General features: G+C 65.8%; 13 protein-coding genes and 1 pseudogene. 7 read left to right on the top strand and 7 right to left on the bottom strand.

Annotation, left to right across the window (positions count from 1 at the left end; translation table 11 throughout):
• A pseudogene (locus ACHFFA_RS04750) lies at positions 1-125 on the top strand (IS5/IS1182 family transposase); the annotation flags it as partial.
• Here the strand turns inward: ACHFFA_RS04750 and ACHFFA_RS04745 are convergent.
• Complete coding sequence (locus ACHFFA_RS04745) at positions 109-444, bottom strand: AAA family ATPase (protein ID WP_394269699.1); 336 nt, start codon at positions 442-444, stop codon at positions 109-111. The pseudogene ACHFFA_RS04750 and the gene ACHFFA_RS04745 overlap by 17 nt on opposite strands.
• Positions 445-730: 286 nt before the next feature.
• Entirely contained in the window at positions 731-3646 is a 2916-nt protein-coding gene (gene uvrA / locus ACHFFA_RS04740; RefSeq protein ID WP_394269698.1) for an excinuclease ABC subunit UvrA, read from the bottom strand.
• A gap of 313 nt (positions 3647-3959) precedes the next feature.
• Between uvrA and ACHFFA_RS04735 the strand changes: the two genes are divergently transcribed.
• The 4 genes from ACHFFA_RS04735 to ACHFFA_RS04720 all read left to right on the top strand — a co-directional run bounded on the left by ACHFFA_RS04735 (position 3960) and on the right by ACHFFA_RS04720 (position 9878).
• Positions 3960-6452: a hypothetical protein gene (locus ACHFFA_RS04735; RefSeq protein ID WP_394269697.1), complete on the top strand. Its 2493-nt coding sequence runs from the start codon at positions 3960-3962 to the stop codon at positions 6450-6452.
• A 175-nt stretch (positions 6453-6627) separates the two neighbouring features.
• Positions 6628-6948: a hypothetical protein gene (locus tag ACHFFA_RS04730; protein ID WP_394269696.1), complete on the top strand. Its 321-nt coding sequence runs from the start codon at positions 6628-6630 to the stop codon at positions 6946-6948.
• Between the two features lie 16 nt (positions 6949-6964).
• Positions 6965-7510, top strand: coding sequence for an RNA 2',3'-cyclic phosphodiesterase (gene thpR, locus ACHFFA_RS04725; RefSeq protein ID WP_394269695.1), 546 nt, complete (start codon positions 6965-6967; stop codon positions 7508-7510).
• Positions 7511-7643: 133 nt separating this feature from the next.
• On the top strand, positions 7644-9878 hold the full coding sequence (locus ACHFFA_RS04720; RefSeq protein WP_394269694.1) for a M3 family metallopeptidase: 2235 nt from the start codon (positions 7644-7646) through the stop codon (positions 9876-9878).
• A gap of 90 nt (positions 9879-9968) precedes the next feature.
• On the opposite strand, the gene ACHFFA_RS04715 is transcribed toward ACHFFA_RS04720, so the two are convergent.
• The 3 genes from ACHFFA_RS04715 to ACHFFA_RS04705 all read right to left on the bottom strand — a co-directional run bounded on the left by ACHFFA_RS04715 (position 9969) and on the right by ACHFFA_RS04705 (position 13891).
• Positions 9969-10715 carry a sulfite exporter TauE/SafE family protein gene (locus ACHFFA_RS04715; protein WP_394269700.1) on the bottom strand — a complete coding sequence of 249 codons (747 nt, stop codon included), beginning with the start codon at positions 10713-10715 and terminating at the stop codon, positions 9969-9971.
• Between the two features lie 38 nt (positions 10716-10753).
• The gene (gene secA / locus ACHFFA_RS04710) at positions 10754-13510 is read right to left on the bottom strand and encodes a preprotein translocase subunit SecA (RefSeq protein WP_394269693.1); all 2757 of its coding nucleotides are present in this window, start codon (positions 13508-13510) and stop codon (positions 10754-10756) included.
• Between the two features lie 108 nt (positions 13511-13618).
• Entirely contained in the window at positions 13619-13891 is a 273-nt protein-coding gene (locus tag ACHFFA_RS04705) for a hypothetical protein (protein ID WP_394269692.1), read from the bottom strand.
• 128 nt (positions 13892-14019) lie between these two features.
• Between ACHFFA_RS04705 and argJ the strand changes: the two genes are divergently transcribed.
• Positions 14020-15246, top strand: coding sequence for a bifunctional glutamate N-acetyltransferase/amino-acid acetyltransferase ArgJ (argJ, locus tag ACHFFA_RS04700; RefSeq protein WP_394269691.1), 1227 nt, complete (start codon positions 14020-14022; stop codon positions 15244-15246).
• Positions 15243-16061, top strand: coding sequence for an inositol monophosphatase family protein (locus ACHFFA_RS04695; RefSeq protein ID WP_394269690.1), 819 nt, complete (start codon positions 15243-15245; stop codon positions 16059-16061). The genes argJ and ACHFFA_RS04695 overlap by 4 nt, the downstream gene beginning before the upstream one ends.
• Here ACHFFA_RS04695 and trxA read toward each other — a convergent pair.
• Both trxA and ACHFFA_RS04685 read right to left on the bottom strand, forming a co-directional pair.
• Positions 16058-16378 carry a thioredoxin gene (trxA, locus tag ACHFFA_RS04690; RefSeq protein ID WP_394269689.1) on the bottom strand — a complete coding sequence of 107 codons (321 nt, stop codon included), beginning with the start codon at positions 16376-16378 and terminating at the stop codon, positions 16058-16060. The two genes, ACHFFA_RS04695 and trxA, sit on opposite strands and share 4 nt — an antisense overlap.
• A gap of 53 nt (positions 16379-16431) precedes the next feature.
• Positions 16432-17046: PD-(D/E)XK nuclease family protein (locus tag ACHFFA_RS04685; RefSeq protein ID WP_394269688.1), on the bottom strand; the 615-nt coding region annotated here is incomplete at its 5' end.

Below are 17046 nucleotides of genomic sequence, written 5' to 3'. Positions count from 1 at the left end.
ATGTCGTCGAGCGCATGTTCTGCCGCTTCAAGGACTGGCGCCGCGTCGCCACCCGCTTCGACCGCAATATCAAGACCTTCATGGCAACCATCGCCATCGCAGCCTTCGTCACATGGTGGCTCTAATGAGTCCGGACCCTAGTGCTCTTACGTCATCATCATCAAAAGCGACTTCAGCCTCAATGCTTATGTCACCAGTGAAATTGGATTTTCGAGCTTTTGGGATAAGTTCCTGTGGGGGCTGCTGTGCCGCGACAGTCTGGACGATGGACGTCGTCTCCTGATCGGCTGCAACGAAGTGGGAAAGTGCCTCGAGCACTGTCGTCTTGCCACTTTCGTTAAGTCCAATGAGGGTAATGACGTTACCCGGCGGATCAACGTCCAAGTCCAAGGTTGTCGATTTGATGCCCTTAAAGTTTTCAATCGTGAATCGGACAATCCTCACGTCTTCCCCCCCCTTGAATATGCTCCGAGAATCAATCTATTGGCTTCACTTTATGATAGTGACAAGCTCCGTCGCTGTTAATCATTCTCGCCCTAAAACCGGCGCCAGATAGCGCCTCGCAAAGCTACGCAGCGCCTTCGCAATTTTCTCCTGCGTGCCATCCGCCACAATCTCCTGGTCCCGCACACCGCTCTTTGGCTTCGCCACGCCTGCGGCTCCCAGCCCGAGGGCCAATTTCCGGTCCGTCAGCGGGTGAAGCCTAAGGCAAGCTAGCCACCAATCTCATTCACTCCGCCGCCTCTTTCGCCCTTAACAGCATCGGGCGGAGATACTGCCCAGTGTAGCTCGCCGGCGTAGCGGCCACCTTCTCCGGCGTCCCCTCGGCGACGATCTCCCCGCCCCGCACACCGCCATCCGGCCCGAGGTCGAGGATCCAGTCCGCCGTCTTGATCACGTCCAAATTGTGCTCGATCACCACCACGCTGTTGCCCTGGTCGACCAGCCGCTGGAGCACTTCGAGGAGCTTGCGGACGTCCTCGAAATGGAGGCCGGTGGTCGGCTCGTCGAGGATGTAGAGCGTCTGCCCGGTGCTCCGCCTGCTGAGTTCCTTGGCGAGCTTGACCCGCTGCGCCTCGCCGCCCGAGAGCGTCGTCGCCTGCTGGCCGACCTTGACGTAGCCGAGGCCGACCTCGTTCAGCATGTGCATCTTGTCGCGGATGGGGGGGACGGCCTTGAAGAAGCCTTCCGCGTCCTCGATCGTCATGTCGAGCACGTCGGCGATGGAGTGGCCCTTGAACTTCACCTCCAGCGTCTCGCGGTTGTAGCGGCGGCCGTGGCATTCCTCGCAGGTGACGTAGACGTCGGGGAGGAAGTGCATCTCGATCTTGATCAGGCCGTCGCCCTGGCACGCCTCGCACCGCCCCCCCTTGACGTTGAAGCTGAACCGCCCCGCCTTGTACCCGCGCGCCTGGCTTTCGGGGAGGCCGGCGAACCAGTCGCGGATCTGGGTGAAGGCGCCGGTGTAGGTCGCCGGGTTCGATCGCGGGGTGCGGCCGATGGGCGACTGGTCGATCTCGATCACCTTGTCGCAATGCTCGAGCCCCGTCACCTTGTCGTGCGCCCCGGCGACGATCCGCGCGCCGTTCAGCTGGCGGGCGGCGGCGGCATAGAGCGTGTCGATGGTGAAGGAGGACTTGCCGCTCCCGCTGACCCCGGTGATGCAGGTGAAGGTGCCGAGCGGGATCGAAGCGGTGACGTTGCGCAGGTTGTTGGCGCGCGCCCCGTGAACGGTCAGCTTCTTGCCGTTGCCCTTGCGGCGGGTGGCGGGCACGGCGATCTCGCGCCGGCCCGTGAGATAGGCGGCGGTGAGGCTGCGCTTCGACTTGAGCACCTGCTTCAAGGTGCCCTGCGCCACCACCTCGCCCCCGTGGACGCCGGCCCCGGGGCCGAGGTCGACCACGTGATCGGCGGCGCGGATCGCGTCCTCGTCATGCTCGACCACGATCACCGTGTTGCCGAGATCGCGCAGGCGTTTCAGCGTCTCCAGCAGCCGGTCGTTGTCGCGCTGGTGGAGGCCGATCGAGGGCTCGTCCAGCACGTAGAGCACCCCGCTGAGGCCGCTGCCGATCTGGCTGGCGAGACGGATCCGCTGGCTCTCCCCGCCGGAGAGCGTGCCGCTGGTGCGGTCGAGATTGAGGTAGTCGAGCCCGACATTGTCGAGGAAGCCCAGCCGCTCGTTGATCTCCTTGAGGATGGCGCGGGCGATCTGGCCCTGCGTCGGGTTGAGCTGGTCCGGCAGGGCCAGGAACCAGGCCTTGGCGTCGGCCACGCTCATCCGCGTGGGCGTGGCGATGTCGGTGCCGGCCACCTTCACGCTCAGCGCCTTGTCGTTGAGCCGCTTGCCGTGGCAGGTCTCGCACGGCTGCGCGGTCTGGAACTTGGCCAGCTCCTCGCGCATCCAGGCGCTCTCGGTCTGCAGCATCCGGCGGTTGAGGTTGCCGATCACCCCCTCGAACGCCTTGTGGACGGTGTATTCCTTGCGCCCGTCCTTGAACGTCAGCGGCACCGGGCGGCCCTGCGTGCCGTGAAGGATGACATCGCGATGCTCGGGCGAAAGATCGTCCCACGGCGCGTCGAGACTGAAGCCGAATTCGCGCGCCAGGCTGGCGAGCACCTGCATGTAATAGGGCGACGGCGGATTGCTCTTGGCCCAGGGCACCACCGCCCCCTTCTTGAGGCTCAGCGCCTCGTTGGGGACGACCAGCTGCGGATCGAACAGCTGCTTTTCGCCGATCCCGTCGCAGGTGGCGCAGGCGCCTTGGGGGGCATTGAACGAGAACAGCCGCGGCTCGACCTCCTCGATCGTGAAACCGCTGACCGGGCAGGAGAAGCGCTCGGAAAAGACGATGCGGTTGGCCGGGATGCCCGCGCCCTTCATCGCGCCGCCTGCCTCGCCCTCGCCTTCGCGGCCCGGCACTGCCCCGTCAGCGAGATCGACATAGGCGAGCCCGTCCGCCAGCTTCAGCGCCTGCTCGAAGCTGTCCGCCAGCCGGGTCTCGATCCCGTCCTTCACCGCGATGCGATCGACCACAACCTCGATGTCGTGCTTGAGCTTCTTGTCGAGCGCGGGCGCATCCTCGATCGCCAGCATCTCGCCATCGATCCGCACGCGGGTGAAGCCGGCTTTCTGCCATTCGGCCAGCTCCTTGCGGTATTCCCCCTTGCGCCCGCGCACCACCGGGGCGAGCAGATAGAGCCGCGTGCCTTCTGGCAGAGCCATCACCCGGTCGACCATGGTAGAGACCGTCTGCGCCTCGATCGGCAGGCCGGTGACGGGCGAATACGGCACCCCTACCCGCGCCCAAAGCAAGCGCATGTAGTCGTAGATTTCGGTCACCGTCGCCACGGTCGAGCGCGGGTTGCGGCTGGTGGTCTTCTGCTCGATCGAGATGGCGGGAGACAGCCCGTCAATATGCTCGACATCGGGCTTCTGCATCATCTCCAGGAACTGGCGCGCATAGGCCGAAAGGCTTTCGACATAGCGCCGCTGCCCCTCGGCATAGATCGTGTCGAACGCCAGGCTCGACTTGCCTGAACCGCTAAGCCCGGTGATCACGATCAGCGCATCGCGCGGCAGATCGATGTCGACGCCCTTGAGGTTATGCTCGCGCGCACCGCGTACGGAAATTGTGGTTAATGCCATGATGGGGGCGTGTTCCGGAAATGTTCGGGTTGGTCAAGGCGCTCCGTGCCGCGGTAGGCGAAGCGGGCGAAGTCGCGGGGTGTAGGTGGGGCATTCGTGGGGGCTGCGCAAGCCGGCGGCGGATAGCGGTGGGCCCTTTTACGCCTTGCTCCAACGCAGACCCTGCCCCCTCGGCAAACCTTTGGCCCGCGCTGGGAAACAGCGGCGAAAGTGCATTTCGGTTTACCGGGAGTGCTGATAGACAGCGAGTAATAGCGCACGGCGCCAGGCGCCGCGTGTCCGGCAAGTCCGGTTCAACGGGGGGAATGACGGCATGAGCGAACTTCTGGTTCAAACCCGGGGTAACGAGAACTGGGTGCTCAGCGCCGATGGGGCGTATATCTATCTTGCCGGGAATGACGGGTACGTCCGCATCTTCGATGCCGTCTCCGGCGCGGAACTCTACAGCGTTCGGGTAGGACATGACCTCGGCGCGATTTCGCTCTCGCCGGACGGATCCCGGGTGGCAATTGTCGAAGAGGTGGCGGCGAACGTCAGTCAGTCCAACGACTGGCCCTCGAACACCGCCGACGTCAGCTTCTATGTGATCGATCTGTCGTCCTTCGCCGCACAGGAATATACCGTGCAGGCGACCGGATCGGGCTGGACGTTCGCCGATGTCGTCTGGAGCGACGGGGATACTCTCCAGCTATCGCAGAATACGCTTCCAGGCTGGAGTGGTTGGGCTGCGCTTTCGACGTTCGAGCTCGTGACTTCGACGATCTCGTACTCGGGCAGCTATTATGCCGGGCTTGGCTCTGCGGCGTCCCTCATCGCGGCGCGGGATTCCGACACCGTCCTGCTTGGCCAGCTTGGCTTGTCGTCGGCCCAGTATTTCCTGATCCGGCCGGACGGTTCGGTCATCGTCAGTAACGGCGTGTACGAGAACAATGTCGAAGGCTACGCCGCCGGAATCGAGGCGATCTCCGGCGTGACCGCGGAGGATCGCATCATCATCGTCACGGGGGGCGGGGCGCATCTGTACGACGGCGAGATGGAGTATCTCGTCGATCTGAGCACCTATTACCCGAATCTTGGCGGCGCGGCGGGCGTGGCTTTCAGCCAGGATGGCGAGCGCATCTTCTTTCTCGATAAGTTCAACGAGAAGATCGTCGTCATCAATGCATACAATTACACCCTCGTCGGGGAACTGACGCTTCGCGGGGTCGATTTCCAGACCCTTCAGCTTGGCGAGGAAATCGTCGTCGCCCCGAATGGCGAAGGCGTTTTCTACAATACGCTGCAAGGCATCGGCTATGCGACGCTGGACCTGCCCGACAGCGGGACGGACGGCGACGATACCCTCGATGGATCGCCCGGGGACGATCTTATCGACGGGCGCGGAGGGAATGACGTCATCGCGGGACTTGCCGGCGACGACTGGCTGATCGGCGGGACCGGCACCAACCGGATCGACGGCGGGGAAGGGTTCGACATTGCCGCCTATGACGATGCCGGGGCGGGCGTGACGGTCGATCTCGCCATCCTCGGCTCGCAGAACACGATCGGCGCCGGGCGTGACACGCTGATCTCGATCGAGGGACTGAGCGGATCGATTTTTGACGACCTGCTGTCGGGCGACGGGGGTGATAACGGACTGCTCGGCTATGACGGCAACGATCTGCTGATCGGCCGCGGCGGTGACGATATCCTGCTGGGCGAGAATGGCGACGACATCCTGCGCGGCAATCACGGTAACGATCTGCTTATCGGCGAAGAAGGCAATGACCGGCTCGATGGCGGCCCCGGGATCGACGAGATGGAAGGCGGCAATGGCGACGACACCTATTATGTCGACAGCGCCGACGATATCGTGATCGAGACCGCTACCGGCGGCAACGACACGGTCTACGTCACCGGCTTCGACGCGACCATCCAGGCAGGGATCGAGCGGCTGGTGATCCTTTCAGGAGCCTGGGACGCGACCGGCAATTTCGTCGCCAACACCCTGATCGGATCGGCTGACGACAACGTCCTGTCCGGCCTTGGCGGCAACGATACGCTGTTCGGCGGGCTGGGACGCGATTTTGTCTATGGCGGCGACGGTGCCGACCGCGTCGAGGGAGAAGGCGGCAGCGACCGGCTCTACGGGGGCGCGGGCGTCGACACGATGCTAGGCGGCGCAGGATGGGACAACATCTGGGGCGACGCGGGCGACGATCAGCTCGACGGCGGCAACGGGACGGACCGCCTGTTCGGCGGTGACGGGCTCGATACCCTGCTCGGCGGGATCGAGCGCGATTACCTCTTCGGCCAGGGCGGCAACGATATCCTGCGCGGCGGCGACGGGGACGACGATCTGCACGGCGGCAACGATAACGATACGCTCTACGGCGACGAGGGTAACGACTGGCTGTTCGGCGGCGCCGGCGGCGACCGTCTCGAAGGCGGTGCTGGCAACGATCGTCTGCAGGGCAGCTACGGGCGCGATGTGCTTGTCGGCGGCGCAGGCGCGGATCGCTTCATCTTCGCCATCGGCGATACCGCCGCCACGGCATCCGGCGGCGACCGTATCACCGACTTCTCGCGCGCCGAGGGCGATATCATCGACCTGTCGGCGATGGATGCCAACGGAGCGTCCGGCGGGGACCAGTCGTTCAGCTTGGTCGGAACGGCCGCCTTTACCGGGACGGCCGGCGAACTGCGCTATTCTCTCAGCGGCAATGCGACCGTGATCGAAGGCGATATCGACGGCGACGGGGTAGCCGATTTCGCAGTGGTGCTTTCGGGCGATATCGCGTTGCAGGGATCGGACTTCATCCTCTAGCCGCGCGGCACACGTTCCGCGAACGGTTGCTGGAGGGTGACGAACAACGGGAAACGTTCGGCGGTTTCAGTCATTATCCTTGGCAATACATCCCGGCTGCTCCCATGCAGGGCACCGGGATCCACCCTCGAGACGCCGCTGATTTGCGGCGGGACAGTATTGCCCCGAGATACCGATGCGCCAGATATTTCCGTCCCATCCTGCCTCCACCGGTGCCGCCTCGCCAGCGACGACCCGTGCCGGTCAGGAACGGCTCGACATGCTCATCGACGAGCTGAACCGCCCGCTGTCCACTCATTCCGCTGCCTCTGCTCCGGCCCGGGGGTTGCGGGGATACTTCGCTCGCAACACGGGCTTCGCTCAGGACGAATCCCCCGACCTCGCCTGTGCGCGGGCGGCCGCGCGTGCGGCGCTCGGTTGCGAAGTTGGCCGCGATGCCCGGCGCGAGGCCGACGCCCTCCTCGCCGCGAGCATGAAGATCACCATCGACGCCTGATCGTCCCGCCACAGCTGTGCCGCACCGCCTGTTTGTCGCCCTGCGCCCCCCGCCCGCGGTGCGCGACGCCCTTATCGACCTCATGGAAGGCGAGCGCGACATTCGCTGGCAGGACGACGACCAGCTGCACCTGACCTTGCGCTATATCGGCGAGGTCGATCGCCACGACGCCGATGCGATCGCCGCCGCCCTCGGACGGATCGTGTTCGCGCCCTTCCCCGTCAGCCTGACGGGAACCGGCACTTTTGCGCGAAAGGGCAAGGTCCATACCCTCTACGCCGGCGTCACCCCTTCCGCCGCACTTGCCGCGCTGCAAAGCAAGATCGAGCGGACATGCGTCATGGCCGGCCTCGAACCCGAGCAGCGCAAGTTCGCTCCGCACGTCACCATCGCGCGGCTCAATCGCAGCAGCGGCGATCTTCGCTCGTTCCTCGGCCATACCGCCGGCTTTGCTGCTGGACCGTGGGCCTGTGACGCCTTCCACCTCTACGAAAGCCACCTTGCCCCCGGCGGTCCGCTGTACGAGCGCGCGGCCAGCTTTCCGGCCACATCGGCTGCATGATCGAAACCCTGCCAAACCACGGGACGGCGGGCCTTGCCATATCCCTCAATCTCCGGTTCAAGGTCGATCCGTTATCCCGTTTCCCGACGGGTCGGCCCTGCTGCCGGTACAGACACGAAGCATTGGAGAGATCATGAAGGCCCAATTCCTGGCCACAACCACCCCCCTTCTTGCCGGCGCGGCGCTGCTTGGCGCCTGCAGCACCACCCCCGGAGGCACCATGGACAACACCATGACCGCAGTAGCGACCATTCCTTCGGCCGGCATCCCCGCTGGCACCGGCTATTTCGCCCAGCCCAGCACGCTCGATTTCGGCGCGCCCGATTTCACCCGCATCAGCGAGGATGATTACGTCCCGGCGTTCGAACAGGGCATGGCGATCCAGGCCGCCGAAATCGCTGCCATCGTCGACAATCCCGCCGCGCCGACCTTTGCCAATACCATCGTCGCGCTCGAGGAATCGGGCCGCATGCTGGGCCGGGTAGCAACCGTGTTCTACGCGCTGACGGGGGCCAACACCACCGATCGGCTCGACCAGATCGATACCGAGATGGGCCCGCGCCTGACCGCGCATTACGATGCCATCACCCTCAACCCAGCATTGTTCCAGCGGGTCAAGGCCGTCTACGACGCGCGCGAGACGCTGAACCTGTCGGTCGAGGATGCCAAGCTGCTCGAGACGACCTACGAGGGCATGGTCCATGCCGGCGCCATGCTGACCGACAGCCAGCGCGAGCGGGTCAAGGCGATCAACTCGGAACTGACCACGCTTACCACCGAGTTCAGCCAGAAACTGCGCGCGGCGACCAATGATCAGCCGCTGGTGCTCGATCGGCGCGAACAGCTCGCCGGGCTCGGCGAGGGCGATATCAAGGCCGCGGCCGATCTCGCCGCGGAAAAGGGCATGCCGGGCAAGTACGTGATCGCCCTGCAGAACACCACTCAGCAGCCGCTGCTTCCTGCGCTCGAGGATCGCGCCACTCGCGAGGCGCTGTTCAAGCGGTCCTACCACCGGGCCGACGGTACCAATCCGCAGCACGATACGCGGATGCTGGTTGCCCGGATCGCCCAGCTGCGCGCCGAAAAGGCCGCCCTGTTCGGCGAGAGCGACTGGGCGAGCTACGCCATGTGGGACCGGATGGCCGAAAAGCCGAGCACCGCGATCCAGTTCATGGAGCAGATGGTCCCGCCCCTCGCCGCAACCCAGCGGCGCGAGGCCGCGATGCTGAACGAGGCGATCGAGCGTGACGGCGGGAATTACGAGGTCAAGCCGTGGGACTGGTACCGCTATGCCAACAAGGTGAAGGCCGAACGCTTCGATCTCGATGAAGACGCGGTCATGCAGTACTTCCAGATCGACAAGGTGCTGGAAGACGGCGTGTTCTTCGCTGCCAACAAGCTGTACGGCATTTCGTTCAAGAAGCGCACCGACCTGCCGGTCTACCATCCCTACGTGACCACCTACGACGTGTTCGACAGCGATGGCTCGCACATGGCGATCTTCTATTTCGATCCCTATCAGCGCCCGTCCAAGCGCGGCGGGGCATGGATGTCGAATTTCGTCGACCAGAGCTATCTGCGCGGCACCAAGCCGGTGATCTACAACGTCCTCAACATCCCCAAGGCGCCGGCCGGCGAAGTTCAGCTGGTCAGCTTCGACAACGTCAACACGATGTTCCACGAATTCGGCCATGCCCTGCACGGCCTGTTCGCGGATCAGCGCTATGCCAGCCTTTCGGGCACGGCGACGGCGCGCGACTTCGTCGAGTATCCGAGCCAGGTGAACGAGCTGTGGGCGACATGGCCCGAAGTGCTGCAGAACTACGCCCGCCATCACGAGACCGGTGCGCCGATCCCGGCGGAGATGATCCAGAAGATCGAGGCGGCCGGCCGGTTCAACCAGGGCTATGAATTCGGCGAGACGCTGGAGGCGGCCCTGCTCGACATGAAGTGGAGCGCGCTGACCCCGGCACAGGCCGCGGCGATCGATACGCCGGAAAAAGTCGATGCCTTCGAACGTGCGGCGCTGAAGGATCTGGGCCTCGAGGTCGAACTGGTACCGCCGCGCTACCGGACGACCTATTTCAACCACATCTTCAGCTCGCCCGCCGGATACAGCGCGGGCTATTACAGCTATCTGTGGACCGAAATGCTCGACCGGGACAGCCGCAAGTGGTTCCGCGACAACGGCGGCCTGACCCGGGCGAATGGCGATCATTATCGCAAGACCGTGCTGAGCCGCGGCGGAACGATGGACTATTTCGACATGTTCCAGACATTCGCCGGGCGCCAGCCCGACGTGCAGCCGATGCTGGAGGCGCGCGGGCTGACGGGTGGCGGCGAGACCCCGCCGGTGGTCCGCAAGTAAACGGCTCGCAAGCCGAGAGACAGGCCCGCCCCCGCAGTGCCGGGGGCGGGCCTTTTCGTGACTGAAAGCTTGCGCGGGGCGCGGGCGAGGTCAGCCCAGCAGCAGCCGGCCCCCGACCCACAGGGTCAGCCCCGCTGTCGCCCAGCGAATCCACGCCGGCGGCAGGTGCTTGACTGCCAGCCAGCTGCCGATCTGTCCGCCGATCGCCACCGCCACCAGCAGCGGCAGACCGACCTCGATCGCCGCGGCGAAGCGCCCGCTCCCCCCTTTCAGCACCTGGCCGACCAGCCCGAACAGCGAATTGACGAGGATGAAGAGCGCCGCCGTCGCCGCCACGCTGCGCGCCTCGGCCCAGCGGGTGAGATGCAGCAGCGGGGCAAGGAAGATGCCGCCGCCGATGCCGACGAGCCCGGCCAGATAGCCGAGCGGCGCCGCGGCAAGCGGCATCAGGCGGGCGAGCGCGGTTGGCTCGCCTTCCGCCCCGCCGGAAATGCGTTTGGGAAGAAGCAGGAACAGGCCGGTAAGAACCAGGCTCGCCCCGAGCAGGGTCAGGAACGCGCTTTCGCCGATCGGCGTCAGCCCGCCGAGGAACGCTGCCGGCGCCGCGAGGCCGGTCAGCAGCAAGGCCCCCCGCCACGGGGTGACGCCTGCCCGGGCAAAACGCACGCTGCTGCCCGCGACAACCACGATGTTGCACGACAGGGAAACGAGCGGGAGGACACGGTAGTCCAGCCCGCTCAGGGCAAGGAGGGCGCTATAGGTCGACCCGCCGCCGAAGCCCACGCTGGCATACAGCAGCGCGGTGACGAAGAACGCCCCGACCAGCCACGCCACGATCCGGCCCCCGCCCCCGTATCCGCCTCGCCGTCAACCAATCAGGCCGAGACGCCGATCGCGCCGTGGCAATGCTTGTACTTGTTGCCCGAGCCACAGGGGCACAGCGCATTGCGGCTGATTTCCATGCCGGCATAGGGGTTGTCGGCCACGCCGCCCGAACTGGCGGCCGCGCGCGGGCTGCCCGCGAGCGAGCCGAACAGGTCCGCCATGCCTTCCGAACCGTCGCCATCGTTGGAATTGTCGAACCCGGTCAGCGGATCGATGTGTCCGGTGAGGAACGCCGGAAGATCGGGCAACGCCACCTGCGGCATCGGAGCCGGCTGGGCCAGCTGCACGCGCAGCAGTTTCGAGGTGACGGTTTCGCGCAGCTGCTCGATCATCCGCTCGAACAGGCTGAAGGCTTCCTGCTTGTATTCGTTGATCGGCTGTTTCTGTGCGTGTGCCCGCAGCCAGACGACCTGGCGCAGCGCGTCGAGAGTCGAGAGGTGATCCTTCCACTGGCCGTCGAGTTCCTGGAGCAGCAGGCTCTTCTCGATCCGCCGCCAGGTGCCGGGATCGGTCTGGGCGATCTTTTCCTCCATCCGGCGATCGGCTTCCTCGCGGATGCGTTCTTCGATCAGCTCGGGCTCGACCGCGTCTTCCTCGAGCCAGTCGTCCATCGGCAGATCGATGCCCAGAACTTCGGACACGCGGGTCTTGAGGCCTTCGATGTTCCACTGTTCGGGGTAGGAACCGGGCGGGCACGCCTCGCTCACCATGGCGTTGATCGAATCGTGCCGCATGGCGACCACCACGTCGTCCACGGCCTCGCTGTCCATGATCTCGGCCCGCTGGTCGTAGATGACCTTGCGCTGGTCGTTCATGACGTCGTCGTATTCGACGACCTGCTTGCGCATCTCGTAATTGCGCGCCTCGACCTTCTTCTGCGCCGTCTCGATCGCCTTCGACAGCCATTTGGAGCCGATCGCCTCGCCGTCCTCGAGGTTCGAGTTCATCATCCGCGCGAACAGCGTATCGGGGCCGAAGATGCGGAGGAGGTCATCCTCGAGGCAGAGGTAGAAGCGGCTGAGCCCCGGGTCGCCCTGGCGGCCCGAACGGCCGCGCAGCTGGTTGTCGATCCGGCGGCTTTCGTGGCGTTCGGTGCCCAGCACGAACAGCCCGCCCGCCTCCAGCACGCGGCGCTTTTCGTCCTTGATCTCGTCCTTCAGGCGCTCGATCGCGGCATCGCGTTCGGGGCCCTCAGGCATTTCGCCCAGTTCGTCGCCGATACGGAATTCAAGGTTGCCGCCCAGCTGGATGTCGGTCCCGCGGCCGGCCATGTTCGTCGCGATGGTCACCGCCCCCATCCGGCCGGCCTGCGCCACGATATGCGCCTCGCGCTCGTGCTGGCGCGCGTTGAGGATCTCGTGCCGGACGCCCTCCTGGTCGAGGAACTTGCTCAGCAGCTCGCTCTTCTCGATCGAGACCGTGCCGACCAGCACCGGCTGGCCGATCTCGTTCTTTTCCTTGATCGCCTTGGCGATGGCTTTGAACTTGTCCTGCGTGTTCTTGTAGAACTCGTCCTCCTCGTCGATCCGCTGCACCGGCACGTTGGTGGGGATCTCGACGACGTTCATCTTGTAGATGTCCCAGAACTCGGACGCCTCGGTCGCGGCGGTGCCGGTCATACCGGAGAGCTTGGGATACATCCGGAAGTAGTTCTGGAAGGTGATCGAGGCGAGGGTCTGGTTCTCGGGCTCGATTTTGACCCCTTCCTTGGCCTCGACCGCCTGGTGCAGGCCGTTCGACCACCGCCGCCCGTCCATCATGCGGCCGGTGAATTCGTCGATGATGACGACCTTGTCATCCTTGACGATGTAGTCGGTGTCCTTCTTGAACATGATGTTGGCGCGCAGCGCCTGGTCGAGGTGATGGACGACCAGCGTGTTCTCGACGTCGTAGAGGTTTTCGGTCGCCAGCAGGCCCGCCTCGCGCAGGCGCTGCTCGATGGCGTCGGTGCCCTCTTCGGTCCAGGTGATCTGCTTGGTCTTCTCGTCGGCGTCGTACCATTCCTTCTCGATCGTCTTCACGATCCCGTCGATGGCGACATACATCTCCGATTTGTCGTCGGTCGGCCCAGAAATGATCAGCGGGGTGCGCGCTTCGTCGATCAGAATCGAATCGACCTCGTCGACGATGGCGAAGTTGAAGGGGCGCTGGACCATCTGGCTGCGCTCGTGCTTCATGTTGTCGCGCAGGTAGTCGAAGCCGAATTCGTTGTTCGTGCCATAGGTGATGTCCGACCCGTAAGCCTCGCGGCGTGAGAACTCGTCGAGGTTGGGAACGATCACCCCGATGGTCAGGCCGAGGAACTGGTGCAGGCGCCCCATCCATTCGGCATCGCGCCGGGCAAGGTAATCGTTGACGGTGACGACGTGGACGCCCTTGCCCTCGATCGCATTGAGATAGGTCGCCAGCGTCGCCACGAGGGTCTTGCCCTCGCCGGTGCGCATTTCTGAAATCTCGCCGCGGTGGAGGACGATGCCGCCGATCATCTGGACGTCGAAATGCCGCATTCCGAGCACGCGGACCGAGGCTTCGCGGACGGTGGCGAAAGCTTCGGGCAGAATCTCGTCGAGCGTCTTGCCCTCGGCCAGCTGGCGGCGGAACTTGTCGGTCTGCGCCCGCAGCTCGTCGTCCGAGAGCGCCTGCATCTGCGGTTCGAGCGCGTTGATCTGGGAAACGGTCTTGCCGAGCGTCTTGACGTAACGATCGTTGGAAGAGCCGAACATGGCCTTCATGACGGAATTGAGCATGATGATCTGACCTTGCGGGCCCCGCCGCACAGCGGCGCGGGGGCGATTATCGGGAAAAGGGGAAAACGACGCGCCGGCGCCAGCCGGCCATGCGGCGATCAGGCGGCCTTATTCGCGCGCGCGATCAGGCCCGAGATGCACGCTGGGCAGATAGACGACGATGGGCCGCTGCCGGCGGCAGGGAGTGACCGCCTCGCCGGCGCGGCGCTGTTTCGCCTGCCGCTGGACGCAGGCGATCTCGCCTGGACGCGCGGTCTGTTCGGCATCGCCCGAACGCTCGACCGAGACGCTGGCCGCATTCGCCACTGCCGCCTGCGCCGGCGCATCGAGCGCGGCGAAACCGGTGACGAGAGCAAGGAAGGCCAGCAGCTGTCGTAGCATTACGGGCATCGAGATAGCGTGCCCGGGTAAAATATTCCAGCGCCGAGTGGTGCATCGCCAGCGTTAGCCGCCGCCCGGCCGCGCACGCCGCTTGACCCGGTGCCGCCGGCGTCCCAACGACCGCAGCGATGACCCTCGCCCGCTCCCCCCTCGCCCGGCCCTTCCCGCCCTGTCCGCCGCTTGAGGGAGTCACGATCAGGACGGCCCGCGCCGGGTACAAGGCGTGGGACCGGGACGATCTGACCCTCATCGAACTGGCGGCGGGTACCGCCGCCGCCGGGGTCTTTACCAACAGCGCCTGCGCCTCGAGCGAGGTGGAACTGGGGCGCGGACAGGCGAAGCTGGGCCGCGCGCGGGCGCTGGTGGTCAACGCCGGCAATTCCAACGCCTTCACCGGCCGGCGGGGGCGTCACGCGGTGGAACAGATCATGGCGCAGGTGGCCCAGGCCCTCGACTGCCTGCCGAGCGACGTGTTCGTATCCTCGACCGGGGTGATCGGCGTACCGCTGCCGGTGGACAAGGCGCAGGCCGGGATCGCGGCGGCGCTGGACGCGAAGCCTTGCGGTTTCGAGGATGCCGCCCGCGCCATCGCGACGACCGACACCTTTGCCAAGGGCGCTCATGCCGCGGCGCTGCTGGGCGAAAGGCAGGTGGAGCTGTGCGGCATCATCAAGGGCAGCGGGATGATCGCCCCCGACATGGCAACGATGCTGGGCTATGTCTTCACCGATGCGGCGGTCGAGCCGGCATTCCTGCAGACGATGCTCGAGCGTGCCAATGCCGAAACCTTCTCGTGCATCACGGTCGACGGCGATACCTCCACCAGTGACACCGTGCTGGTCTTCGCGACAGGGCGGGCGGGCAATCCGGCGCTGGAGGATTGGGACAGCGAGGGGGCGGACGCCTTCTACGCGGCGCTGCTTTCGGTCTGCCGCGAACTTGCCCAATTGGTCGTGCGCGACGGCGAGGGGGCGACGAAATTCGTCGAGATCGCCGTCACCGGTGCCGAGAGCGATACAAGCGCGCGCGTGATCGCCCTGGCCATCGCCAATTCGCCGCTGGTCAAAACCGCGATCGCCGGGGGCGATGCCAATTGGGGGCGGGTCGTCATGGCGGTGGGCAAGGCCGGCGAACCGGCCGACCGCGACCGCCTTTCGATCGCGTTCGGCGGCCTCTGGACCGCGCGGGACGGCGAGCCCGTGCCCGATCTCGATGAGGCACCGCTTGCCGCACATCTCGCCGGAGAGGAGATCGCCATCGCCGCCGATCTCGGGCTTGGCGAAGGCCGTGCGACGGTCTGGACCTGCGATCTTACGCATGGCTACATCTCGATCAACGCGGATTACCGCTCGTGACCGCGGCGCTGACCCGCGCGGTTCACGCGATCATGCGCGAGGCCAGCGAGCAGGCGATCCTGCCCCGATGGCGTCAGCTTGCGGCGCACGAAGTCGAGGCGAAGGACAGCGCCGGCACCCTCCCCGATGTCGTCACCATCGCCGATCGCGAGGCGGAAGAGCTGCTCGCAGAAGGGCTGGCGCGTCTGATCCCCGAAGCTGCGATCGTGGGCGAGGAAGCGTGCCACGCCGACCCCGCGGTCTTCAACGGGCTGAGCGCGGAGCAATGCTGGATCATCGACCCGCTCGACGGCACCAACAATTTCGCCGCCGGAGCGCCGCCGTTCGGCGTCCTGGTGGCTTTGGCTGAGGCCGGGGAGACGGTCGGCGGATGGATCCTCGATTGTCTGACCGGCCGCTTCTGCCACGCCTGGCGGGGCGCGGGCGCCTTTGTCGATGGCGAGCCGCTTGCTGCGCGGCCGACGGGCAGGACGCCGCCGGTCGCAGCCAACTCGCTGATCTATGTCGAACCCGGCCGGCGCGAAATCCTCGGCGCGGCGATCGCCCCGCATTATACGCTGGTCGACATTCCGCGCTGCGCCGCCGAACAATACCCGCGGCTGGTGCTGGGCGAGAACGACGTCGCCATCTTCCAGCGGACCCTGCCGTGGGACCACGCCGCCGGCGCGCTGTTCGTGAACGAGGCGGGCGGCAAGGTCGCCCGCCCGGACGGGCGACCCTACCGGGTCAGCGAATGGGACAAGCCCGGCCTGATCGGCGCAGCCACGCCCCGGCTATGGGACGAGATGGCCACACGGCTCGCGCAGCTCGATTAAAGGTTGCTTTCCAGCCATTGCTTGAGCTGGCCCTTGGGAGCGGCACCGCGCATGTGCGCCGTGGCTTCCCCGTTCTTGAACAGGACCAGATAGGGGATCGACTGGACGCCCATCTTGCCCGGCACGTCGGGGTTTTCCATGATGTCCATCTTGGCGATCGTCACCTGGTCACCCAGCTCGTCGCTCAATTCCTCGAGCGCGGGAGCGATCATCTTGCACGGCCCGCACCAGTCGGCCCAGAAATCGACCAGTACGGGCTTGCCGCTTTCGAGGACGTCGGTCTGAAAGCCATCGTCGGTGACGTTCATGGTGGGCATCGGGTACTCCTGAAATCGTGGGGTTGGCCGCCCATCTGGCTATGGCGGGCAGATCATTCAACTGCCGCGGTGTCGGGCATGGCCTTGTCCAGCAGTTCGGGCGGCAGGGCGAACAGCTGCGGGGTCTGGGTGTAGAGCACCGCCGCCGAAATCTCGCGGCCGGGGTAGATCGCCCGCAGTGCCGCGACATAGGCCGCCATCTGCCTGACGGTCGCCGGCGGGATCCGGTCCAGCGCCGCAGGCGGGCGGCGGGCGGTCTTGAAGTCGATCACGGTCACGCGGTCATCGCGGATCAGCAGCCGATCGGCGGTGCCCATCACCACCTGCCCGCCGATGGTGGCGGCAAGCGGGATTTCGGCCAGCGCATCGGGCGCGAATATCTCCGCAAAGGCGGGATCGGCCAGCACGGCAAGCGCACTGTCGAGCAGTTCGGCGCGGGTGGCCCCGGGCAGATCGGCGCCCTGCCGCTCCAGCCAGCGAGCCGCGCGTTCGCGGCGCTCGCCCTCAGGAACCTGCGGCAACCGTTCGAGAAGCGCATGGATCAGCACGCCGCGCCGGGCCGCGTCACGCGTGGCATCGGGGGGCAGTGGAGGATCGCTGCCCTCGACCTCGCCTAGCGAGGATGGCGCCAGTGGGCGCGGCGGGCGGGGTTCGGCCCCGGCGGGGCG

It is taken from the genome of Qipengyuania sp. (assembly GCF_043423005.1).
In the GTDB taxonomy this organism is placed as follows: domain Bacteria; phylum Pseudomonadota; class Alphaproteobacteria; order Sphingomonadales; family Sphingomonadaceae; genus Qipengyuania.
Note: the sequence above shows the minus strand (reverse complement) of the source record. Positions and strands in the feature narration are given on the sequence as shown.

Bases quoted from the DNA above. Each gene is read 5' to 3' on its own strand.
- uvrA (WP_394269698.1), bottom strand. From the start codon at position 3,646: ATGGCATTAACCACAATTTCCGTACGCGGTGCGCGCGAGCATAACCTC.
- ACHFFA_RS04735 (WP_394269697.1), top strand. From the start codon at position 3,960: ATGAGCGAACTTCTGGTTCAAACCCGGGGTAACGAGAACTGGGTGCTC.
- ACHFFA_RS04730 (WP_394269696.1), top strand. From the start codon at position 6,628: ATGCGCCAGATATTTCCGTCCCATCCTGCCTCCACCGGTGCCGCCTCG.
- ACHFFA_RS04720 (WP_394269694.1), top strand. From the start codon at position 7,644: ATGAAGGCCCAATTCCTGGCCACAACCACCCCCCTTCTTGCCGGCGCG.
- secA (WP_394269693.1), bottom strand. From the start codon at position 13,510: ATGCTCAATTCCGTCATGAAGGCCATGTTCGGCTCTTCCAACGATCGT.
- ACHFFA_RS04705 (WP_394269692.1), bottom strand. From the start codon at position 13,891: ATGCTACGACAGCTGCTGGCCTTCCTTGCTCTCGTCACCGGTTTCGCC.
- argJ (WP_394269691.1), top strand. From the start codon at position 14,020: ATGACCCTCGCCCGCTCCCCCCTCGCCCGGCCCTTCCCGCCCTGTCCG.
- trxA (WP_394269689.1), bottom strand. From the start codon at position 16,378: ATGCCCACCATGAACGTCACCGACGATGGCTTTCAGACCGACGTCCTC.